Source organism: Comamonas testosteroni TK102, from assembly GCF_000739375.1.
In the GTDB taxonomy this organism is placed as follows: domain Bacteria; phylum Pseudomonadota; class Gammaproteobacteria; order Burkholderiales; family Burkholderiaceae_C; genus Comamonas; species Comamonas brasiliensis.
The window spans coordinates 2,221,638-2,242,145 of the sequence record NZ_CP006704.1; the positions used below are offsets into that span (position 1 = coordinate 2,221,638).

Sequence of the window (20,508 nt, forward strand, 5' to 3'; positions counted from 1 at the left end):
ACCCAGGACGTTTCAGCTGAGGTCATTACATTCGGCTCGTAGTAGAGGTGACGCTGCTTTGCGAGTTCTTGGACTGCACGGCTGAACCCTAGGTCTAATACAACCGCACTGCGCAGAGTGTTGAGATGCACCGCCGAAAGTGTCTCCCTCGCCCCTTTAGGGTCTGCCTTAGAGTTCACGCAGACGACGAGGTGCGTTGTCGCCGATAGACTGCTTTGATGCATCTCAATGAATCTAGGCTGTTGATTTCCACGCAGAACTGACCCGCCGGGGATGCGGACAAAAACTTGGACTACCAGGGGAGGTAGTTCATGTACTCATACGCAGACAGGATTCGTGCAGTTGCGCTTTACATCAAGCTTGGCTTGCGTGTCAGAGCCACGATTCGCCAGTTGGGGTACCCAACCAAGAACGCATTGAAAGGCTGGTATCAGCACTACCTGAAGCATCAGGATTTGCCAGCAAGCCAAGCTCCAAGAGCACCAAAATATTCGCTGCAGCAAAGGCAGGTGGCTATTGCTCATTACCTCGCCCATGATCGCTGTATTGCTGCAACGATGAGGGCTTTGGGTTATCCGGGTCGAGGAACGTTGACTGCGTGGGTTCGGCAAGACTGCCCTGACACCTGCAAATCGAGAGTAGGCAGATCTTGGCCGGCTACAAAGCCTGATGCCTTGATGTGTGAGGGCGTGGTGCAGCTGTGTGCCCGTCGATCAAGTGCACAGCAGATTGCGGACAAGTTAGGGGTGTGTAGGGGGACCTTGTACAACTGGAAAAATCAGTTGCTTGGCCCTTGTGCCCCAGCCTCAATGAAACACAGTCCAAAGCGATCGCCAGTGTTGGATGAAGCAGCACTCAGGCGCCAAGTTGAATCATTGCGCCAGGATGTTCGGCGGCTGAAGATAGAACGTGAGCTTCTCAAGCAGGCCCATGAAATCTTAAAAAATGGGGCTGACATTGATCTGCATAGGCTGGCAAACAAAGATAAGGCTGTGCTGGTTGAAGCGTTGCACGGGCAGTATGAATTGCCAGAACTGCTTTCTCTTGTTGGCCTTGCTAGAAGCTCGTATTTTTACCATCGTGCTCGGCTGAAGCTGGCTGACAAATACGTTGATTTACGCCGAAGCATCACAGAGATCTTCGACAACAACTACCGTTGCTATGGATATCGCAGGGTGCAGGCATCTCTGCTCAAGGAGTGCACGGGCATCTCAGAGAAGGTGGTTCGTCGGCTGATGAAGCAGGAGGGGTTGATCGTGGCCAAGCCCAAACGCCGCAGATATAACTCCTACCTTGGAGAGATAGGTGCCGCCCCGCAAAACCTCATCAATCGAGACTTCCGTGCCGCTGCGCCCAATGAGAAGTGGCTCACCGACATTACTGAACTCCAGATTCCTGCTGGCAAGGTTTACCTGTCGCCAGTCATTGATTGCTTTGACGGGCTGGTGGTGAGCTGGTCGATTGGGACTCATCCCAACGCACATCTCGTCAACACAATGCTGGATGCGGCCATTGATGCTGTTCAAGGCAGCGAGAGCCGCCCTGTGATTCATTCTGATCGTGGAGCTCACTACCGCTGGCCAGGCTGGCTCTCGAGGGTCCATGATGCAAAGTTGACTCGCTCGATGTCTCGCAAAGGGTGCTCACCAGACAACGCTGCGTGCGAAGGCTTTTTTGGAAGGCTAAAGATGGAGCTGTTCTATCCCAACAACTGGCAATCAACAACGATTGAGCAGTTCATTGAAGCTGTCGATGCGTACATTCGTTGGTACAACGAAAAACGTATCAAGGTATCTCTGGGACGTTTAAGTCCTGTGGAATACCGGCACAAACTTGGCCTAGCCGCATAAAACCAGTCCAAGTTTTTATCCGCACCCCCACCGGGGGCTAGTGGGTCACTTCTGGGTGGAAATCAACACGCTGTTCAAGCCGGGGCTGAAGTTCGAACCCGTGTTCGACTACGAGCAGGTGCTGGTCGTGGCCAAAGACCACCCCCTGGCTTCTACGGCCTACGTGAAGCCCCAGCAGCTGACCCGGGAAGTGCTCATCAGTTACCCCGTGGACATCGAACGCCTGGACATCTACAGCCAGTTCCTGTTGCCGGCCGGCGTGACGCCCAAGCGCCACAAAGCCATCGAAACCACCGACATCATGGTGCAGATGGTGGCCAGCGGCCGCGGTGTCGCCGCGCTGCCGCGCTGGCTGGTCGAGGAATATGCGGCCAGGATGGACGTGGTGCCTGTGCGGCTGGGCGCGCGCGGTATTGCCAAGCAGATCTTCCTGGGCGCACGCGAGGCGGATACCGCCATTGACTACGTGCGGGCCTTCGTCGAACTGGCCCGCCAGCCTGCAACTGCCACCACCGCTATTGCCCAAGGAGCCAAGGGATGAACACCACCGTCGAACGCAAAGCGCTTGCGCTGCCCGGAGGCCACGACAAGGTGCTGCTGCATTCGTGCTGCGCGCCGTGCTCAGGCGAGGTCATGGAGGCCATGCTGGCCTCGGGCATTGACTACACCATCTTTTTCTACAACCCCAACATTCATCCGCTCAAGGAATACGAGCTGCGCAAGAACGAGAACATCCGCTTCGCGGAGCAGTTCGGCGTGCCCTTCGTCGATGCGGACTACGACCGGGACAACTGGTTCGAGCGCGCCAAGGGCATGGAGCACGAGCCCGAACGCGGCGTGCGCTGCACCATGTGCTTCGACATGCGTTTCGAGCGCACGGCGCTGTATGCGCATGAGCACGGCTTTCCGGTGATCACCAGTTCCCTGGGCATCTCGCGCTGGAAGAACATGCAGCAGATCAATGACTGCGGCGTGCGTGCGGCGGCCAAGTACTCTGGCCTGATGTACTGGGAATACAACTGGCGCAAGGGCGGCGGCTCGGCGCGCATGATCGAGATCAGCAAGCGCGAGAACTTCTACCAACAGGAATACTGCGGCTGCGTCTACTCGCTGCGCGACACGAACCGCCACCGCGTGGAAAGCGGCCGCGAGCGCATCCAGCTCGGCGTGACGTTCTACGGTGACGAACAGCCCCCCAAAGATTGACGCGCCCTGCCGGGTGAGCGATGCCGCTCCATGGCTTCCAACCGACCCGATCAGCGCTGGCGGGTCGGAACTCTCCCAACAGTCGCCAGATATGGCAAGCCCCTTGCTTCATTCCGACAAGTCCAAGCCCATCGGCAACATCACCGACGCCTATTCGTTAGAGGTCAACGCGAAGGATATCTCTGCGCTGACCGCAGCGGCGCCGCGTGTATTGCCCGGGTCAACCATTTCCATTCCCTACCTGGCGAACCAGGACAACGACGCGCGACTGGCCGCAGCGCAGGCCGTTCGCGGACTCGGCTTTGAGCCCATGCCTCACCTCGCTGCACGCCGTATCGCCTCGTTCGCAAAACTGGAGTCGTTCATCCAGCGCGCGGTCGCGGAAGCCGGCGTCAAGCGTTGCTTCGTGATCGCTGGAGATCCGTCCACCCCGCTGGGGCCGTTTGCCGACAGCTCCTCACTGATCGAATCAGGCGTGTTCGAGCGCTCGGGCATTCAGATGGTCGGCGTGGGTGGCCATCCCGAGGGCCATCCGGTCATGAGCACATCTGATCGTTGGAAAGTGCTCGAACACAAGTGTCGCTGCATCGAAGGGCGCGGCATGGCGCCCTTGATCGTCACGCAATTTGCCTTCGATGCCGACATCGTGCTGGCCTGGCTGGAAGCCCTGCGCGGGCGTGGCGTCGAACATCCCGTACGCGTGGGCGTGCCGGGCCCTGCAGGCGTGGCGGTGCTGGCGCGCTATGCCGCCTTGTGTGGCGTTAGCGCATGCGCGTCGATGTTGTCCAAGTACGGCATCTCGATCAGCAAGCTGTTCGGCATAGCAGGCCCGGATCTCTTTGTGGATCGTCTGACCACCCGCCTGACCGAAGCACATGGAAAGGTGAGCCTGCATTTCTTTCCATTCGGAGGCATCGCTCAGTCCGTGAAGTGGGTAGAGCAGTACTGCTCGCGTGCCGAGCCTGAACAACCCATCGACACGGCTCCCATGTGATTACTGCGCCTCCAGCAGTCGCTTGCACTGGCATGCCCCATAGAAGCAGACCTCGTTGGGGCGAACGCTTCGAGAGCATCCTACCGCCCGCCTCAGCCTTCGCGTTGCGCAAGCGCCCCATGGGCGCGATCCCATTGGCACAGGACACACGCGGCCAACATCACCGGACGCAGGCGCAAATGCCACATCGAAATGGATCGCCCGCATCATCGGCTTCGACGGTGCGAGCTATCGATTGGCAGATTGGGGGGCAAACACGATAAACGCCCTTCTCGAACTGCCTTCTGTAGGAAGATGGTGATAGACCGAAACTTTGATGATGCGACTTTGCTCGCTGAGACATCCTTACGTTTGCCACTGCAAAGCGCCTATGTGGCACCTAGCTCGCAAATCAGCAAGGATGCGTAGCGACCAAAATATGGACTAACCTGTTATTCCATAAGACCTTTTACGGAACTGTCCGTCTACATCAAAGACTTGACAGCGGACATTTTTCATGGCCCGGAGCCGGGTCTGTGGCTTGCCCGAAGGACGGCCGTCCGGTGGATGCCGTCCAGGGCTCAGATCACGGAGCGCAGAGGCGGCGTATCCAGCTGGCTGCCGGCATTCTGGACGAGATTTTGCAGCAGGGCCGGGGTGTCGCTGCTGCTTTCGACCAGTCCCATCTGCCACTCACCCATGAAGCCGCTGCCCACGCAGGATTGAAGAAACTGCAGCATGGCATCGTAATAGCCATCCACATTGAGAATGCCGATGGGCTTGTCGTGGTAGCCCAGCTGGCGCCAGGTCCAGACTTCGAACAGCTCCTCAAACGTGCCGATGCCGCCGGGCAGGGCCACGAAGGCATCGCTGCGCTCGGCCATCATGGCCTTGCGTTCGTGCATGTTCTTGACGATGTGCAGCTCGTCGCAGGCCTGGTTGGCCAGTTCCTTGTCGACCAGTGCCTGGGGGATGATGCCGACGACACGGCCGCCAGCTTCGCGCGTGGCTTCGGCCACCACACCCATCAGGCCGCTGCGTCCGCCGCCATAGACCAGCTGGCCGCCGCGCGAGCCTATCCACTGGCCAACGGCCTTGGCGACTTCGGTGAATTGAGGGTTGGTGCCGGGGCGTGAGCCGCAGTACACGCAGATGGAAAAAGCGGGTTGAGTCATACGATGAAACGGTGATAAAGAGCGGCAGCCCAGACGGCGCCGCACAGGCACAGGGCCAGGAATACAGCGGCGCTGCCCATGTCCTTGGCTTTCTTGGACAGCTCATGCCATTCGGGGCCGATACGGTCTATGGCGGCCTCGATGCCGGTATTGAGCAGTTCCACAATGAGAACCAGGATGACGCTGCCGGCCAGCAGCGCTGCCTGCTCCCAGCTCTGACCCAGCCAGAGCGCCAGCGGGATCATGACAAATGCGCAGACGGCTTCTTGCTGAAAGGCCTTTTCATGCCAGCCGGCCCTGAGGCCGGCCAGCGAGTAGCCGCCGGCATGCAGCACCCGGGACAGTCCGGTGCGGCTTTTTTGCGGATTGACGGGATCGGGTGATGAGGTGCTCATTGAAAAGTTGGGTCAGCGGATGCGTTTGGGTGCAGGGGCCTGATGTATCAGCTGGGTGCCGGCCCAGGCGTCGTGCCAGAACTGCTTTCGGGGATGAAAACGGCTCAGCAGCGCCCAGATCAGAATCCAGCCCGAGAGCAGCACCAGTACCTCCAGCGGCGGCAGGCCCAGCGGGTAGAGCAGGGCCAGCGGCGGCAGCCACCACATCCAGCTGGCAGCGTAGCGCAGCAGGGCGCGGGTTTGCGTCAGGGGACGGCCCTGGGTGTCGACCACGCGGATATGCCAGGTCTTCATGGCCAGCGTCTGTCCCTTGCTCCAGAACCAGACAAAGTAAATGCCCAGCACCACCAGCATGAAGGCCTGCAGCAGATGACGGTTGTCGAGTGCGTTGCGCGTCTGCGACAGCGTGCCGAACAGATAGCCGGCGATAAACACCACGCCAAACAAAAGCATGCCTTCATAAAGCCAGCAAGCCATGCGGCGGCGCAGGCTTGGAGCTATGAAATCAGAAGCGGATGAAAGTGCTGCACTGCCTTCGCGGATCGGGGTGTCTTGCTGCATGAGGGCATTGTAGGGCTCAGGTCAGCAGGCTTGGCGCTCGGTTGCCGCAGCGACACTGTCATTGGTGCGCGTCTTGACCTGGAGCATCCAGCGGCGGCAGGGTGATGGGGGTGGCGCGTGGAATGTCCACGGGTGCGGTTTCCACAATCACCGAAGGCGTGCGGACCGGGTGGGTTTCCACCATGGCCGGCGTGGAAGGCACGGGTGGTGGTGGGTGGTGAATGGTCGCGGGCGGAATCTTGGGCAGATTGGGCACCGTATTGGGAGAGGCCGTGGCCGCGGGAATGCGGGCCAGCTTCTTGGTGGGCACGGGCTTGATGGCGGGTGCGGCAGTCACCACCTTGGGGGTGGCGCGGGCTGCCAGCAGTCGCTTTTCCTCATCGCTCAGGGCCTGATAGGCCTCCCACTGGGCCTGCTTGTCTGTCGCGAGCTTGTTGGTGATGGCAAAGTTCAGGCGTGCCTGATTGCGCTGGGCAGCGCTCAGGCCGGACCAGTCTTCCATGCGGTCGTGAAGCTTTTGCTGTTCGCGCTCGCTCAGTTTGTCAAAGCCATCGGCCAGGGCAATCCAGCGGCGCTTCTGCACCGAACCTATCATGGCCCAGCGCTCTTGCAGGGGCTGCAGGATTTCGCGCTGGTGGCTGCTGAGCTCGCCCCAGCGCGGGCCCGAGGCCTGGGCCGTGGCTCTCTGGCGTGTCGAGGGGTCGGCATGCATGGACCTGGAGGATGCGACCGTGGCCGGCGGCACGGAGCTGGGTGCCAGCCTGACTTGCTGTACGACATTCCACCCCGTCCAGCCCAAGGCCACCAACAACAGCGCCGCCATGACGGCGGCGGTGTTCTCGGGTTTCAGGAGGGAGCGCTTCTCAGTGGGCATCAATGCAGGGCGGCAGGCTGTTTAGTGTTCTGATGGGGCGGCGGCCGAGGTCTTGAGGTACTGGATGAAGCCAGGGTCAGAGTAAGCGGCAGGGGGCAGATCGTCGGTCAGCAAGGCGGTATCGACCTCGGTGACTTCGCTCAGCATACTTTGTTCGGTGTCGGAGTTGTAGATCACCAGGCCCGCAATGAGTGCAAAAACCGGAATCGCCGAGACCAGGGTGCGCCACCAGCCATTGCCCTCGTCGGGGCTGCCCAGCGTCAGGGTATTGCCCTGGGCCGATGCAGCGGTGCTGGTCTGAACGCGCTGAACGGCGGCTTCGCGGCGGCGTATGGACACAGCTTGCTCGCGGGAGGCGCGCAGGCGCTCGGTGACTTCGTAGGGGAGCAAGGCTTCGCCCTCACTCAGTCGGGCAGTGATTTGACGGGCGATGCGGTCGACGGCCTGTTCTTGCCGGAGGGTGGGCACGGTTTTCATAACTCGATTCCTTTGGCCTTGAGTGCCTTGCTCAGTGTTTGGATGGCGCGAAAGCAATGGGTTTTGACGCTGCCTTCTGAACAACCCATGGCGGCAGCGGTTTCCGCAACATCCATCTCTTCCCAATAACGCATGAGAAAGGCCTCGCGTTGACGCGCCGGCAGCTCCTGTATCTCTTTTTCTATGCTTTGCAAGGTCTGCTTGCGCTCGGTCAGGCTTTCGGCGTTGCTGGAGGCTGATTCGTCGCTGTTGGTGGCATAGGTTTCCAGCCAGTCGAAGTCGCTGTCTGAGTCTACGGAGGACTCCAGGTCGCTGAAGTGGGTGAAAACCGCCTTCTGGGTCTTCTGGCGGCGAAACCAGTCCAGCGTGCTGTTCGACAGGATGCGCTGGAACAGCATGGGCAGCTCGTTGGCGGGCTTGTCCCCGTAATGCTGGGCCAGCTTGAGCATGCTGTCCTGCACGATATCCAGGGCGGCCTCCTCGTCGCGGACATGGAAAACACTGCGCTTGAAGGCGCGCTTTTCAACGTCTTTGAGGAATGCAGACAGTTCTTGTTCTGTGGCCAAGAGAGAGTAACCCTGGAAAAAGCGGGAGTTGTTTGGTGATGAAAGCCGCAGATTATCGCATTCGATGATGTTTTTTTGTGTACTGCAATTGAAGGTCTTGTTGCAGTGCGATAATGATCTTCAACTTATAGAAGCAAACGGATCACGGTCCGGCGTACACACAAACGTCCATGGCATGTGGTCTTAAGTCCTAAACCGGCCTCACAAGGGCTCCAGGCTAAGGGCACCGAAGGTTTTTCGTTAGAGAAATTCACAAAGGTTGATCATGGAAATCTCCAAAGCCGAGCTGGCCTCTGCAGCCGCCGCATCGTCCCCCAAGGGCGCCCAGGAACTGATGGGCTCCGAAATCCTCATCAAGTCGCTTCAGGCCGAAGGTGTCAAGCACCTGTGGGGTTATCCTGGCGGGGCAGTTCTCTATATTTACGACGCGCTCTACAAGCAAGACAGCATTCAGCATGTGCTGGTGCGCCACGAGCAGGCGGCCGTGCATGCTGCCGATGGTTTTGCGCGTGCCACCGGTGAGGTGGGCGTGGCGCTGGTGACCTCCGGCCCCGGCCTGACCAATGCGGTGACGGGCATTGCCACCGCCTATACCGACTCCATCCCCATGGTGGTGATTGCGGGCCAGACATCTACCAATTACATCGGTACCGACGCATTTCAAGAATGCGACACCGTGGGCATCACTCGTCCCATCGTCAAGCACAACTTCCTGGTCAAGGATGTGCGCGAACTGGCCGAGACCATGAAAAAAGCTTTCCACATTGCCCGCACCGGCCGTCCCGGCCCTGTGGTGGTGGATATTCCCAAGGACGTGTCCTTCAAGAAGGCGCTGTACACGGGCTATCCTGAAAAAGTGGAAATGCGCTCCTACAACCCCGTCAAGAAGGGTCATGCGGGCCAGATTCGCAAGGCCTTGCAGCTGCTGCTGACGGCCAAGCGTCCCTATATCTATACCGGCGGCGGCGTGCTGCTGGGCAATGCCTGCAACGAGCTGCGTCAGCTGGTGGACATGCTGGGCTACCCCGTCACGCATACGCTGATGGGCCTGGGCGCCTATCCAGCCAGCGACAGGAAGTTCCTGGGCATGCTGGGCATGCACGGCACCATCGAGGCCAACAATGCCATGCAGAACTGCGATGTGCTGCTGGCCGTGGGGGCGCGCTTTGACGACCGCGTGATCGGCAATCCCAAGCATTTCATGTCGGTGGAGCGCAAGATCATCCATATCGACATCGATCCTTCCTCCATCTCCAAGCGCGTGAAGGTGGACGTGCCCATCGTGGGCGATGTCAAGGACGTGCTCAATGAGCTGATCGCCATGCTGCGCGAGTCGGCACAGCGTCCCGATGAGGCAGCTCTGGGCCAATGGTGGAGCACCATCGAAGGCTGGCGCAGCCGTGACTGCCTGAGCTACGACAAGTCCAACGCCGAAGTCATCAAGCCCCAGTACGTGGTCGACACGCTGTGGAACATGACCAAGGATGCCGATGCCTACATCACCTCCGATGTGGGTCAGCACCAGATGTGGGCGGCGCAGTACTACCGCTTTGATGAACCCCGTCGCTGGATCAATTCCGGCGGTCTGGGCACCATGGGTGTGGGCCTGCCTTATGCCATGGGCATCAAGCTGGCCAAGCCCGACTCCGAAGTCTTCTGCATCACGGGCGAAGGCTCGATCCAGATGAATATCCAGGAGTTGGCCACCTGCAAGCAGTACAACACCCCGGTGGTCATCTGCGCGCTGAACAACCGCTTCCTGGGTATGGTGCGCCAGTGGCAGGAAATTGAATACTCGGGTCGCTACTCGAGCAGCTACATGGATTCGCTGCCCGACTTCGTGAAGCTGGCCGAGGCCTTCGGCCACCGCGGCCTGCTGATCGAAAAACCTGCCGATGTCGAGGCTGCGCTGCGCGAAGCGCGCCGTATCGTGCGCGAGGAAAGCAAGACCGTCTTCCTGGACTTCCGCACCGATCCGACCGAGAACGTGTTCCCCATGGTGCAGGCCGGCCGTGGCATCACGGAAATGCTGCTGGGCGCTGACGACCTGTGATGCGTAGAGCGCCGGTTTTCTAGTGAATTCGGCTCAAAGCACTTACATGTCAAGCGCAAGTAGCTATATTTTAAATAGCATTTTTTGACGAATCTATTGTCCGCCGAGCCTGGCACTTACCGGTGTCAGGGGAGGGCGGCGAAAAGAGGAATCTCCCAATGAAACACATTATTGCCGTGCTGCTCGAGAACGAGCCTGGAGCACTGTCGCGCGTCGTGGGTCTGTTTTCTGCCCGTGGCTACAACATTGAATCCCTGACTGTCGCGCCAACCGAGGATCCCTCGCTGTCGCGCATGACCATCCTCACCACAGGTTCGGACGATGTGATCGAGCAAATCACAAAGCACCTGAACCGACTGATTGAAGTGGTTAAAGTGGTGGACCTGACCGAAGGTGCTTACACCGAGCGCGAGCTGATGATGGTCAAGGTGCGTGCCGTGGGCAAGGAGCGCGAGGAAATGAAGCGCATGGCGGACATCTTCCGCGGCCGCATCATCGACGTGACCGAAAAGAGCTACACCGTGGAGCTGACCGGCGACCAGTCCAAGAACGACGCCTTCCTGCAAGCCATTGATCGCACTGCCATCCTTGAGACCGTTCGCACGGGCGCCTCGGGTATTGGCCGTGGCGAACGCATTCTGCGTGTCTAATGGCTGTTTGCACCACTTTTGAATCTGAACAAACCTTTTCAACCCCCTCAAGATAAGAGACCTGGAGCCATCATGAAAGTTTTCTACGACAAGGACTGTGACCTGAGCCTGATCAAGGGCAAGACTGTTGCCATCATCGGCTACGGCAGCCAAGGCCACGCACATGCTCAAAACCTGAACGACAGCGGCGTGAAGGTTGTGGTCGGTCTGCGCAAGGGCGGCTCTTCCTGGGACAAGGTCGGCAAGGCCGGTCTGACCGTGATGGAAGTCAACGACGCGGTCAAGGCTGCCGACGTGGTCATGATCCTGCTGCCCGACGAGAACATCCCCGAGGTGTACAAGAACAACGTCGAGCCCAACATCAAGTCCGGCGCAACCCTGGCTTTCGCCCACGGCTTCAACGTGCACTACAACCAGGTCGTGCCCCGCGCCGATCTGGACGTGATCATGGTCGCCCCCAAGGGCCCCGGCCACACCGTGCGCTCCGAATACCTGAAGGGCGGCGGCGTGCCTTCCCTGATCGCCATCTACCAGGACAAGTCCGGCAAGGCCCGTGACGTGGCCCTGTCCTATGCTTCCGCCAACGGCGGCGGCAAGGGTGGAATCATCGAAACCAACTTCAAGGAAGAAACCGAGACCGATCTGTTCGGCGAGCAGGCCGTGCTGTGTGGCGGTGCCGTGGAACTGGTGAAGATGGGCTTCGAGACTTTGACTGAAGCTGGCTACGCTCCCGAAATGGCTTACTTCGAGTGCCTGCACGAGCTCAAGCTGATCGTTGACCTGATGTATGAAGGCGGCATCGCCAACATGAACTACTCCATCTCCAACAACGCGGAGTATGGCGAGTACGTGACCGGCCCTGAAGTCATCAACGAAGAATCCCGCAAGGCCATGCGCAATGCCCTCAAGCGCATCCAGAGCGGTGAATATGCCAAGATGTTCATCAGCGAAGGCCGTCTGAACTATCCTTCGATGACTGCCCGTCGTCGCCAGAACGCCGATCACGCCATCGAGCAAGTGGGCGGCCAGCTGCGCTCCATGATGCCCTGGATCTCCAAGAACAAGCTGGTCGACCAGACCCGCAACTAATGCAGGCAAGTCATTCGGCGCGAGCCGGATGACTGCGCCCGAGCAAGAGGCCACCTTCGAGGTGGCCTTTTTTCATTCCGGATGCGATCTGTGTGGCGGGTACACTGGTGGCAGGGACATGGCCGTGATGACCATGCTTTAAATACTATCGTTTTAATAGCTGCATGCAATTGACATGCAAGCACTGGAGGTCTGTTTGATGCAAAACAGCAATGATTCTGCCGATCTGAGTGGAATGCCGCGCAAGCCGCGCAAAGGCATTTATGTGCTGCCCAATCTGTTCACGCTGGCAGCGCTGTTTGGTGGTTTCTACGCCATCGTCATGGCCATGAACAACAAGTTCGAGCTGGCGGCCGTGGGCGTTTTCTGCGCCATGGTGCTCGATAGCCTGGACGGGCGCGTGGCGCGCATGACGCACACGCAAAGCGCGTTCGGCGAGCAGATGGACTCGCTCTCGGACATGGTGTCCTTCGGTGCCGCGCCCGCGTTGATTGCTTATGAATGGGCCCTGCGTCCCCTGGGGCGCTGGGGCTGGATTGCCGCTTTTGTCTATTGCGCCTGCGCGGCATTGCGCCTGGCTCGCTTCAACGTGAATACGGCCGTGGTGGACAAGCGCTACTTCCAGGGCATGCCTTCGCCTGCGGCAGCGGCCCTGGTGGCGGGCTTTATCTGGCTGACCAGTGCGCTGATGGTTTCCCATCGCGATGTGCCCATCTTCGGCGATGTGATTTCCTGGTTCGGCGGCTATCCCACGGACAGGGCAGATCTGTCCTGGATCATGTTCGCCATCACGCTGTTCGCGGGCCTGACCATGGTCACGAATATTCCCTATTACAGCTTCAAGGACATCGGTGGCGCCAAGAGCATGCCCTTTGTCTCGCTGGTGGTGGTGGCGCTGCTGATGGCCGTGGTCAGCATCGAGCCTGCAACCATGCTGTTCCTGGTGTTTGTCGGCTACTCGGTCTCGGGCTATGTGATCTATGTCTGGCGCCGTGCCAAGGGTGAGCAGGTGAGCATCGTCGCCACCTCCAAGGACGAGCCCGACGAGCGGGGCCTGCACGACGATTGAAATCGTCGCCGAAAAAATCCTGGCCCTGTCAACTTTTCTTGTGTTAAAGTGAGCCGCATGCAAAACCTGTCGCTAGCTCTACTACTAATGTCCAACGGGCAGAGAAAGTAGCGCGCGCGTACAAACACACCCTACTTGGCGGCCCGTAGCATCAGCGACGGGCCGTTTTTGCTTTTGGGCGTCGCTGGAGCTGGGTTCAATTTCCTCTAATTTCGACTAAAGAGACTCACCATGTTGCAAAACCCTTCCACCAAATACCGCGCTTTCGCCCCCGTGCGTCTGACCGATCGCACCTGGCCCGACGCGGTCATCACCAAGCCTCCGGTCTGGTGCAGCGTGGATCTGCGTGACGGCAACCAGGCCCTGATCGAGCCCATGGACATCGAGCGCAAGGTGCGCATGTTCGAGCAACTGGTGAAGATCGGTTTCAAGGAAATCGAAGTCGGCTTTCCTTCGGCCTCGCAGATCGAGTTCGACTTCATGCGCAAGCTCATCGAGGAAAACCGCATTCCCGACGACGTGACCGTGCAGGTGCTGACCCAGGCGCGTGAGCATCTGATTCGCCGCACTTTCGAAGCGCTCGAAGGTGTGCCCCGCGCGATTGTCCATCTCTACAACGCCACGGCTCCGGTGATGCGCCGTGTGGTGCTGAACATGAGTGAAGACGAGATTGTGGAGCTGGCGGTGACCAATGCGCGGATGTTCAAGGACATTGCGGCCCAGCACCCCCAGACCAAATGGACCTTCCAGTACTCGCCCGAAATGTATTCGGACACCGAGCTGGAGTTCTCCAAGCGCGTGATCGACGCCGTCACCGATGTCTGGCAGCCCACGCCCGAGAACAAGTGCATCATCAATCTGCCCACCACCGTGGAGCATTCCACGCCCAATATCTTTGCCGACATGGTGGAGTGGACGCATCGCAACATCAAGCGCCGCGACAGCGTGGTGATCTCGGTCCATCCGCATAACGACCGCGGCACGGGAACGGCGGCTGCCGAGTTGTCCCTGATGGCCGGCGCGGACCGTCTGGAAGGCTGTCTGTTCGGCAACGGCGAGCGCACCGGCAATCTGGACGTAGTGAATGTGGCGCTCAATATGTACATCCAGGGCGTGAACCCGGGCCTGGATTTCTCCGACATCGACGATATCCGCGCAACGGTCGAGCATTGCAACCAGTTGCCCGTGCATCCTCGTCATCCTTACGTGGGTGACTTGGTCTACACCTCCTTCTCCGGCTCTCACCAGGATGCCATCAAGAAGGCTTTCGCCGCCCACAAGGAAGGCGATATCTGGGATATGCCCTATCTGCCCATCGATCCCAAGGACCTGGGGCGCAGCTATGAAGCAGTGATTCGCGTGAACAGCCAGTCGGGCAAGGGCGGCATTGCCTATCTGCTCGAGAGCGAGTACGGGCTTCAGCTGCCCCGCCGCCTGCAGATCGAATTCAGCCAGGTCGTGCAGCGCGAGATGGATGCCAGCGGCAAGGAATTGTCGGCTGCGGATCTGTGGGAGCTGTTCCAGCGCGAATATGGCGTCAATACCGTCAAGGCACCTCAGTATCGCCTGAGCGAAGCCGATGGTGTGGTCAATATGACGTCCGAGATCGAGATCGCCGGAGAGAAGGTCTTTTTGGAAGGCGAAGGTACGGGCCCCATTGATGCCTTTGTTCAGGCGCTGTCGGCTGAACTCGGCCGCAATGTGCGTGTGCTCAACTATGCCGAGCATGCGATTGGCGAAGGTGCGAATGCCAAGGCGATTGCCTATGTGGAACTGCGCGTGGACGATGCTCAGGTCTGCTACGGCGTAGGGGTGGATGCCAATATCGTTTCCGCCTCGTTGCGCGCCATCATCTCAGGAGTGCAGCGCGTTACCGCTGTCGCTGAAGAGGCGGTAGCTGCTTAAAAGGTTCAAAGCCGGTGTCGCCAAAAGCGCACCGGCTTTTTTGTCGGCAATCCTCCAGTCAAAACAGGCGTCTACCGGCGCCATCACATAGAGAGTCCCCACCATGTCCGATCAGCTCATTATTTTCGACACCACCTTGCGTGACGGCGAGCAATCGCCCGGCGCTTCCATGACGCGCGATGAAAAGCTGCGCATTGCCCGTCAGCTGGAGCGTCTGAAAGTCGATGTGATCGAGGCAGGGTTTGCTGCAGCATCCAATGGAGACTTCGAGTCCATCCAGGCCATTGCACGTGCCATCAAGGACTCCACGGTCTGCTCGCTTTCCCGCGCCAACGACCGCGACATCGCGCGTGCGGCAGAGTCGTTGAAGGGGGCCAACCGCGCTCGCATTCACACCTTCATCGCCACCAGTCCGCTGCATATGGAGAAAAAGCTGCGCATGACGCCCGAGCAGGTGCTGGAGCAGGCCAAGCAGGCAGTGCGCTTCGGGCGCAATCTCATCGAAGACATCGAGTTCAGCGCGGAGGATGGCTATCGCAGCGAACCCGATTTTCTGGCGCGTGTGATCGAGGCGGTCATCAAGGAAGGCGCAACCACCATCAACGTGCCCGACACCGTGGGCTATGCGATTCCCGAGCTCTATGGTGAATTCATTCGCAACCTGCGCGAGCGCGTGCCCAACAGCGACAAGGCTGTCTGGTCCGTGCATTGTCACAACGACCTGGGCATGGCGGTTGCCAATTCGCTGGCGGGCGTGAAGATCGGCGGCGCGCGGCAGATCGAGTGCACCGTCAACGGTCTGGGCGAGCGCGCGGGTAACTGCTCACTTGAAGAAGTGGTCATGGCCATCAAGACGCGCAAGGACTATTTCGGGCTGGAGGTGAATATCGATACCCAGCACATCGTGGCCGCCAGCCGCCTGGTCAGCCAGACCACGGGCTTCGTGGTGCAGCCCAACAAGGCGGTGGTGGGAGCCAATGCCTTTGCCCATGCCTCCGGCATTCATCAGGATGGCGTGCTCAAGGCGCGTGATACCTACGAAATCATGCGTGCCGAGGATGTGGGCTGGGCGGCCAACAAGATCGTGCTGGGCAAACTCAGCGGTCGCAATGCCTTCAAGCAACGCCTGCAGGAGCTGGGGGTGGAGCTGGACAGCGAAGCGGCCATCAACCAGGCTTTCACGCGCTTCAAGGAACTCGCGGATCGCAAGAGCGAGATTTTTGACGAGGACATTCTGGCGCTGGTGAATGCTGAAGGCGCGGAGCATCAGGGCAATCAGTTCCAGTTCATTTCGCTGGCCCAGCAGAGTGAAACAGGTGAGCGCCCACATGCCAGCGTGGTCTTCAGCAATGCAGGCCGGGAAATCAAGGCCAGCTCAGAGGGCAATGGTCCGGTCGATGCCTCGTTCAAGGCCATCGAGTCCGAAGTCAAGAGCGGTGCCGAAATGGTGCTGTATTCCGTCAATGCCATCAGCGGCTCAACCGAGAGTCAGGGCGAGGTGACGGTGCGCCTGCAACGCAGTGGTCGCGTCGTCAACGGAGTGGGTGCTGACCCCGACATTGTGGTCGCATCGGCCAAGGCTTACCTGAGCGCTTTGAACAAATTGCATAGCAATCAGGAAGTTGTTGCAGCACAAGGTTGACTGCTGGATTTATAATTTCACTCAGATTATCGAGAAGGTTGTGCAAGTGCTTGTCACTGCACAACTTTTTTGATTGAATTAAATCCTTACACCTTGTTGTCTGGAGTATCGCATGCAGCTGCTGCGTCCATTTCGCCTTGCAAAACTCACCCAGGTGGTGTCTTTGGCTCTGTTGAGCTGCGCTCTGGCTGCTCCGGCAGCGCATGCGGCGGCGCCCAAAAAAGACTCCAAAAAGCCAGTGGCTGCTGCGGCTGCGACCAAGAAGGCAGCCAAGGAGCCCGCTGGCAAGGTTCGTGCTGCAGCGCAGCCCAAAGGCGCAAAGGTCGCCAAGGGCAAGCCCGAAAAGGCGGACGCCAAGCTTGCAAGCAGGAAGGGCGGCAAGTCTGTTCTAGCGGCCAAGGCCGAGAGAGAAGAGAAGACTGGCGGCAAGAAGCGTCTGGCCAGGGCAGGAGCTGCCGGCGTTGCGGTGGCGGCAGCTGCCACGGCAGTCGAGCCCGCGCGCCTGTCCTATGGGCAGATGGCGGGTCTTCACTCCGTCTCGGACCCTCTGGATCTGCAAAGCAGCGTGGCTTATGTGATCGACCAGGACACGCATGAGGTGCTGCTGAGCAAGAACGATCAGGCCGTGTTGCCGATTGCTTCGCTGACCAAGCTCATGACCGGTCTGCTGATCTCCCAGGCTCGTCTGCCCATGGACGAGATGATCACCATCACGCAGGACGATGTGGATACCGAAAAGCACAGCAGCTCCCGTCTGCGTGTCGGCACCACCTTGACGCGTGCCGAGATGATGCATCTGGCGCTGATGTCCAGCGAGAACCGTGCTGCCCATGCCCTGGGACGCACCTATCCTGGCGGTCTGTCGCAGTTTGTGCAGCTGATGAACTCCAAGGCGCTGCAGCTGGGGATGAAGGACACGCGCTATGTGGAGCCCACCGGCCTGTCCAGCAGCAACCAGTCCAGCGCACGCGATCTGGCACGTCTGGTGGCAGTGGCACATGCGGATCCGCTGATGCGCGAATACTCCACATCGCCGGGTTACGAAGTGGCCGTGGGTCGTCGCACGCTGCAGTTCAACAATACCAACCGCCTGGTCAAGAGCGACAACTGGGATATCGGCCTGCAAAAGACCGGCTATATTTCCGAAGCCGGACGCTGCCTCGTGATGCAAGCCCATGTGGCCGGCCGCAAGCTGATCATGGTGTTCCTGGATTCGGCAGGCAAGTTCAGTCGTCTGGCCGATGCCGAGCGCGTGCGCCACTGGATGGAAAGCAAGGGTCCCACGGCCAGCAACACGATTGCCAGCCGTATCAGGGGATAAGCTGGCGCAAACCCAGCCTGTCACCGTCAAAAAGCGCTACCGAGGTAGCGCTTTTTTTATGGGACACGAACACAGCGGCCTGCCTTGTCTTTTGCCGGCGGTGCAATGTGCTGCGGCAGCTGGAGCGGGAAGATTCAGCTGTGCTGGCTGCGGCTATAGGGATTGGGGGCGGTCTGAGCGGTGGCAGGGCGTGTGCCGCTGAAACCCAGTGCCACGGAAATTTCCTGCACCGTGGCTTGCAGCCTGGGAGCCCAGCTTTCGTCAAGCCGGTCAGCGGGCGCCGATATCGACAGCCCGGCGATCAGCTTGTTCTGGTCGTCGTAGATGCCGGCGGCCATGCAGCGCACGCCCAGCTCCAGCTCTTCGTTGTCGCGGGCAATACCGTATTGGCGCACCTTGGCCAGCTCATGTTCCAGGTCGCCCAGCTGGGTGATGCTGAAATGGGTCTTGCCAGGCAGGCCGGTGCGCATGGCGTAGGCGCGTACCTGCTGGGAATCGTCGGCCGCCAGAAACAGCTTGCCGTTGGAGGTCAGATGCAAGGGAGCATGGCCGCCAATGGCGCGTACCACCTGCATGCCGGAGCGCTCGCTGTAGGCGCGCTCGACATAGACAATCTCGTCGCCCTGACGCACGGACAGGCTGATGGGCTGCTGAATCTGCTTGTAGAGCTGTCGCATCGGCGAAAGCGCCACTTCGCGCACGTTCAGGCGGGCCTTGACCAGATTGCCCAGCTCCAGAAAACGCATGCCTAGGCGGTAGCTGCCCGATTCGGGGCGGTCCACAAAGCGGCCCAGTGCAAGATCATTGAGGATGCGGTGCGTGGTCGATGGATGCAGGCCCGTGCGTTCGCTGATCTCCTTCAAAGAAACCGCTTCCTCACGCGATGCCAGCACGTCGATCAACGTGAACATGCGTTCCAGAACCTGGACGCTGGGCTTTGCGGAGGCCGAGAGGTCGTCTTTTTTCATGCGTTGGAGATACTTTGCGGGATGAGGGCATTCTAGCGGTGCTGCAGCCGCGCAACCATCTCATCCGCTCATATATCCATGTGCTGCTTTTGGCGGCATCACTCTTCAATTTGCGAGCGCACAATGCTTTGCCTGTCTATGCGTCGCCAAAGCTCACCCTGGCGGATCTCGTGGGGCAAAAAGCTGGCCTTGTAGCGCATCTTCTGGCTCTCGGAGATCCAGTAGCCCAGATAGACATAGGGCAGGTTCATGGCCTTGGCCTGCTGGATCTGCCACAGCACATTGAAGGTGCCGTAGCTGGCTTGGTCTTCGGGAGCGTAGAAGGTGTAGACCGCCGAGAGCCCGTCTTCCAGCACATCGAGAATTGAGAGCATCTTGAGTGTGCCCGGCTGTCCGTCCGCACCGGGCTCGCGAAACTCCACCAGCCGTGAGTTGACCCTGCTTTGCAGCAGAAACTGCGTGTACTGGTCGACGCTGTCGTTGTCCATGCCGCCGCCGCTGTGGCGATGCTGCTGGTAGCGCAGATAGAGCTGATAGTGCTCGTCGGAATAGTGCAGGCGCTGAATGGAGGCCACCAGCTGCCCGTGCTGTTTGGCAGCACGTCTCTGGCTGCGGCTGGGCCGGAACTCCTGCGCAAGAATTCGCAGCGGAACGCAGGCCTGGCAGCCGTCGCAATAGGGGCGATAGGTGAACATGCCACTGCGCCGGAAGCCCAGCGTGACCAGTTCCGAGTAGGTGGTGTTCTGGATCAGGTGGCTGGGCGTGGCGACCTGGGAGCGTGCCAGCCGGCCCGGCAGATAGCTGCAGGGATAGGCTGCCGTGGCGTAGAACTGCAGGGCATGTAGCGGGAGGTCGTTCGGGTGCGTCATGATCGGACTCGGCTGCAGAGGCGGTGCGTCAAGCCTCAGTATGGCTCAGCAACTGCTCCCAGTATATGGGTCTGAATTGCCACTGCATATCGGGCAGCTGCGACTGGGCTTGAACAGTCCGGGCAAATTGTGCCCTGGTGATCTCTCGTGCGCCCATGAAGGAAAGGTGCGCCGTGGCCTGCTGGCAGTCGATCTGCGGCACCTGATGAGCCCTGCACAGGGCCACCAGTGCCGACAGTGCAATCTTGGAGGCATCGGTCTGCAGTGCGAACATGGATTCGCCAAACACCGCCCTGCCCAGCGCTACGCAGTAAAGCCCGCCGACCAGCTGGCCGTCGATCCAGGTTTCCACGCTGTGTGCAGCCCCCTGCTGATGCAGTTCGGTATAGGCATCGATGATGCTCTGCACGATCCAGGTGCCGTTCTGTCCGTCGCGGGGGGTCTGGGCGCAATGCTGCATCACCGTGGCAAAAGCGCTGTCGATGCGGATTTCGCAGCCTGGATCGTCGCGAAACTTCTGCAGTCTCTTGCGCAGGCTGCGGTGCAGGCGGAACTCCTCGGGATGCAGAGCCATGCGTGGATTGGGGGACCACCAGAGCACGGGCTGGCCCTCGCTGAACCAGGGGAATATTCCCTGGCTGTAAGCGGTACGAAGGCGGGCAGCATCCAGGGTGTTGCCGGCGGCCAGCAGCCCGGGAATGGGATCCCGCTCGCCCCAGGTCTGATCGATGGGAGGGAATTCTTGTTCGGGCTGCAGCCAGGGCAGGGAGTGCGTCATTGGCGGTGGAAATGGATGGACTGCCCCAAGTCTTGCACAGACTGAAGCGGTTTTGCATGTCGCGGCACAAGGCCGGTGCTGGCGTAA

Annotated in this window: 19 protein-coding genes and 1 pseudogene; 11 read left to right on the forward strand and 9 right to left on the reverse strand. The window is 59.7% G+C overall.

Translation table 11 applies throughout. The annotated features are described in order from the left end of the window. Nucleotides 1-311: 311 nt before the first annotated feature. The 4 genes and pseudogenes from O987_RS10100 to O987_RS10115 all read left to right on the forward strand — a co-directional run bounded on the left by O987_RS10100 (nt 312) and on the right by O987_RS10115 (nt 4,050). Nucleotides 312-1,850, forward strand: a complete 1,539-nt coding sequence (locus tag O987_RS10100) for an IS3 family transposase (RefSeq protein ID WP_003056089.1) — start codon at nt 312-314, stop codon at nt 1,848-1,850. A gap of 70 nt (nt 1,851-1,920) precedes the next feature. Then, nucleotides 1,921-2,391 (forward strand): annotated as a pseudogene (locus tag O987_RS10105) (LysR substrate-binding domain-containing protein); the annotation flags it as partial. Then, nucleotides 2,388-3,056, forward strand: a complete 669-nt coding sequence (locus tag O987_RS10110) for an epoxyqueuosine reductase QueH (protein ID WP_003056085.1) — start codon at nt 2,388-2,390, stop codon at nt 3,054-3,056. The pseudogene O987_RS10105 and the gene O987_RS10110, both read left to right, overlap by 4 nt. A 91-nt stretch (nt 3,057-3,147) precedes the next feature. Beyond that, nucleotides 3,148-4,050: a methylenetetrahydrofolate reductase gene (locus O987_RS10115; RefSeq protein ID WP_003056080.1), complete on the forward strand. Its 903-nt coding sequence runs from the start codon at nt 3,148-3,150 to the stop codon at nt 4,048-4,050. A gap of 560 nt (nt 4,051-4,610) precedes the next feature. Here O987_RS10115 and O987_RS10120 read toward each other — a convergent pair. The 6 genes from O987_RS10120 to O987_RS10145 are packed head-to-tail and all read right to left on the reverse strand — an operon-like array spanning nt 4,611 to nt 8,077. Beyond that, nucleotides 4,611-5,204 carry a TIGR00730 family Rossman fold protein gene (locus tag O987_RS10120; RefSeq protein ID WP_003056650.1) on the reverse strand — a complete coding sequence of 198 codons (594 nt, stop codon included), beginning with the start codon at nt 5,202-5,204 and terminating at the stop codon, nt 4,611-4,613. Next, nucleotides 5,201-5,599, reverse strand: a complete 399-nt coding sequence (locus O987_RS10125; protein ID WP_003056648.1) for a diacylglycerol kinase — start codon at nt 5,597-5,599, stop codon at nt 5,201-5,203. The genes O987_RS10120 and O987_RS10125 overlap by 4 nt, the downstream gene beginning before the upstream one ends. A 12-nt stretch (nt 5,600-5,611) precedes the next feature. Then, nucleotides 5,612-6,160: an RDD family protein gene (locus O987_RS10130; protein ID WP_080731494.1), complete on the reverse strand. Its 549-nt coding sequence runs from the start codon at nt 6,158-6,160 to the stop codon at nt 5,612-5,614. 58 nt (nt 6,161-6,218) lie between these two features. After that, a complete protein-coding gene (locus O987_RS10135; protein WP_043372010.1) occupies nt 6,219-7,034 on the reverse strand; it encodes a DUF3106 domain-containing protein in 816 nt (271 codons plus the stop codon). A 21-nt stretch (nt 7,035-7,055) separates the two neighbouring features. Beyond that, a complete protein-coding gene (locus tag O987_RS10140) occupies nt 7,056-7,511 on the reverse strand; it encodes a DUF3619 family protein (protein ID WP_003056643.1) in 456 nt (151 codons plus the stop codon). Beyond that, nucleotides 7,508-8,077: an RNA polymerase sigma factor gene (locus O987_RS10145; RefSeq protein ID WP_043007477.1), complete on the reverse strand. Its 570-nt coding sequence runs from the start codon at nt 8,075-8,077 to the stop codon at nt 7,508-7,510. Before O987_RS10145 ends, O987_RS10140 begins: the two co-directional genes overlap by 4 nt. 265 nt (nt 8,078-8,342) lie before the next feature. Between O987_RS10145 and O987_RS10150 the strand changes: the two genes are divergently transcribed. The 7 genes from O987_RS10150 to pbpG all read left to right on the forward strand — a co-directional run bounded on the left by O987_RS10150 (nt 8,343) and on the right by pbpG (nt 17,806). After that, nucleotides 8,343-10,130, forward strand: coding sequence for an acetolactate synthase 3 catalytic subunit (locus O987_RS10150; RefSeq protein ID WP_003056640.1), 1,788 nt, complete (start codon nt 8,343-8,345; stop codon nt 10,128-10,130). A 158-nt stretch (nt 10,131-10,288) separates the two neighbouring features. Continuing rightward, the gene (gene ilvN, locus O987_RS10155; protein WP_003056638.1) at nt 10,289-10,780 is read left to right on the forward strand and encodes an acetolactate synthase small subunit; all 492 of its coding nucleotides are present in this window, start codon (nt 10,289-10,291) and stop codon (nt 10,778-10,780) included. Nucleotides 10,781-10,852: 72 nt separating this feature from the next. Beyond that, entirely contained in the window at nt 10,853-11,869 is a 1,017-nt protein-coding gene (ilvC, locus tag O987_RS10160; protein WP_003056637.1) for a ketol-acid reductoisomerase, read from the forward strand. A gap of 199 nt (nt 11,870-12,068) precedes the next feature. Next, nucleotides 12,069-12,938, forward strand: a complete 870-nt coding sequence (gene pssA, locus O987_RS10165; RefSeq protein ID WP_003056635.1) for a CDP-diacylglycerol--serine O-phosphatidyltransferase — start codon at nt 12,069-12,071, stop codon at nt 12,936-12,938. 231 nt (nt 12,939-13,169) lie between these two features. After that, a complete protein-coding gene (gene leuA, locus O987_RS10170; protein WP_043372013.1) occupies nt 13,170-14,843 on the forward strand; it encodes a 2-isopropylmalate synthase in 1,674 nt (557 codons plus the stop codon). Between the two features lie 103 nt (nt 14,844-14,946). After that, nucleotides 14,947-16,485, forward strand: coding sequence for a 2-isopropylmalate synthase (locus tag O987_RS10175; RefSeq protein ID WP_043372015.1), 1,539 nt, complete (start codon nt 14,947-14,949; stop codon nt 16,483-16,485). Between the two features lie 112 nt (nt 16,486-16,597). After that, nucleotides 16,598-17,806 carry a D-alanyl-D-alanine endopeptidase gene (pbpG, locus tag O987_RS10180; RefSeq protein ID WP_003056632.1) on the forward strand — a complete coding sequence of 403 codons (1,209 nt, stop codon included), beginning with the start codon at nt 16,598-16,600 and terminating at the stop codon, nt 17,804-17,806. Nucleotides 17,807-17,940: 134 nt separating this feature from the next. On the opposite strand, the gene O987_RS10185 is transcribed toward pbpG, so the two are convergent. The 3 genes from O987_RS10185 to aat all read right to left on the reverse strand — a co-directional run bounded on the left by O987_RS10185 (nt 17,941) and on the right by aat (nt 20,421). Continuing rightward, nucleotides 17,941-18,774, reverse strand: a complete 834-nt coding sequence (locus O987_RS10185; RefSeq protein WP_003056631.1) for an IclR family transcriptional regulator — start codon at nt 18,772-18,774, stop codon at nt 17,941-17,943. Nucleotides 18,775-18,872: 98 nt separating this feature from the next. Beyond that, on the reverse strand, nt 18,873-19,643 hold the full coding sequence (locus O987_RS10190) for an arginyltransferase (RefSeq protein ID WP_003056630.1): 771 nt from the start codon (nt 19,641-19,643) through the stop codon (nt 18,873-18,875). A 28-nt stretch (nt 19,644-19,671) separates the two neighbouring features. Beyond that, nucleotides 19,672-20,421 (reverse strand): leucyl/phenylalanyl-tRNA--protein transferase, encoded by a 750-nt coding sequence (gene aat, locus O987_RS10195; RefSeq protein WP_003056629.1) that lies wholly within the window; start codon nt 20,419-20,421, stop codon nt 19,672-19,674. Between the last annotated feature and the right edge of the window lie 87 nt (nt 20,422-20,508).

Excerpts from the sequence above, each read along its gene's own strand:
- O987_RS10150 (WP_003056640.1), top strand. The coding sequence starts at position 8,343 with ATGGAAATCTCCAAAGCCGAGCTGGCCTCTGCAGCCGCCGCATCGTCC.
- O987_RS10135 (WP_043372010.1), bottom strand. The coding sequence starts at position 7,034 with ATGCCCACTGAGAAGCGCTCCCTCCTGAAACCCGAGAACACCGCCGCC.
- O987_RS10110 (WP_003056085.1), top strand. The coding sequence starts at position 2,388 with ATGAACACCACCGTCGAACGCAAAGCGCTTGCGCTGCCCGGAGGCCAC.
- pssA (WP_003056635.1), top strand. The coding sequence starts at position 12,069 with ATGCAAAACAGCAATGATTCTGCCGATCTGAGTGGAATGCCGCGCAAG.
- O987_RS10100 (WP_003056089.1), top strand. The coding sequence starts at position 312 with ATGTACTCATACGCAGACAGGATTCGTGCAGTTGCGCTTTACATCAAG.
- O987_RS10190 (WP_003056630.1), bottom strand. The coding sequence starts at position 19,643 with ATGACGCACCCGAACGACCTCCCGCTACATGCCCTGCAGTTCTACGCC.
- pbpG (WP_003056632.1), top strand. The coding sequence starts at position 16,598 with ATGCAGCTGCTGCGTCCATTTCGCCTTGCAAAACTCACCCAGGTGGTG.
- O987_RS10125 (WP_003056648.1), bottom strand. The coding sequence starts at position 5,599 with ATGAGCACCTCATCACCCGATCCCGTCAATCCGCAAAAAAGCCGCACC.
- O987_RS10140 (WP_003056643.1), bottom strand. The coding sequence starts at position 7,511 with ATGAAAACCGTGCCCACCCTCCGGCAAGAACAGGCCGTCGACCGCATC.
- ilvC (WP_003056637.1), top strand. The coding sequence starts at position 10,853 with ATGAAAGTTTTCTACGACAAGGACTGTGACCTGAGCCTGATCAAGGGC.
- O987_RS10120 (WP_003056650.1), bottom strand. The coding sequence starts at position 5,204 with ATGACTCAACCCGCTTTTTCCATCTGCGTGTACTGCGGCTCACGCCCC.
- O987_RS10115 (WP_003056080.1), top strand. The coding sequence starts at position 3,148 with ATGGCAAGCCCCTTGCTTCATTCCGACAAGTCCAAGCCCATCGGCAAC.
- O987_RS10130 (WP_080731494.1), bottom strand. The coding sequence starts at position 6,160 with ATGCAGCAAGACACCCCGATCCGCGAAGGCAGTGCAGCACTTTCATCC.
- ilvN (WP_003056638.1), top strand. The coding sequence starts at position 10,289 with ATGAAACACATTATTGCCGTGCTGCTCGAGAACGAGCCTGGAGCACTG.
- leuA (WP_043372013.1), top strand. The coding sequence starts at position 13,170 with ATGTTGCAAAACCCTTCCACCAAATACCGCGCTTTCGCCCCCGTGCGT.
- O987_RS10185 (WP_003056631.1), bottom strand. The coding sequence starts at position 18,774 with ATGAAAAAAGACGACCTCTCGGCCTCCGCAAAGCCCAGCGTCCAGGTT.
- O987_RS10175 (WP_043372015.1), top strand. The coding sequence starts at position 14,947 with ATGTCCGATCAGCTCATTATTTTCGACACCACCTTGCGTGACGGCGAG.
- aat (WP_003056629.1), bottom strand. The coding sequence starts at position 20,421 with ATGACGCACTCCCTGCCCTGGCTGCAGCCCGAACAAGAATTCCCTCCC.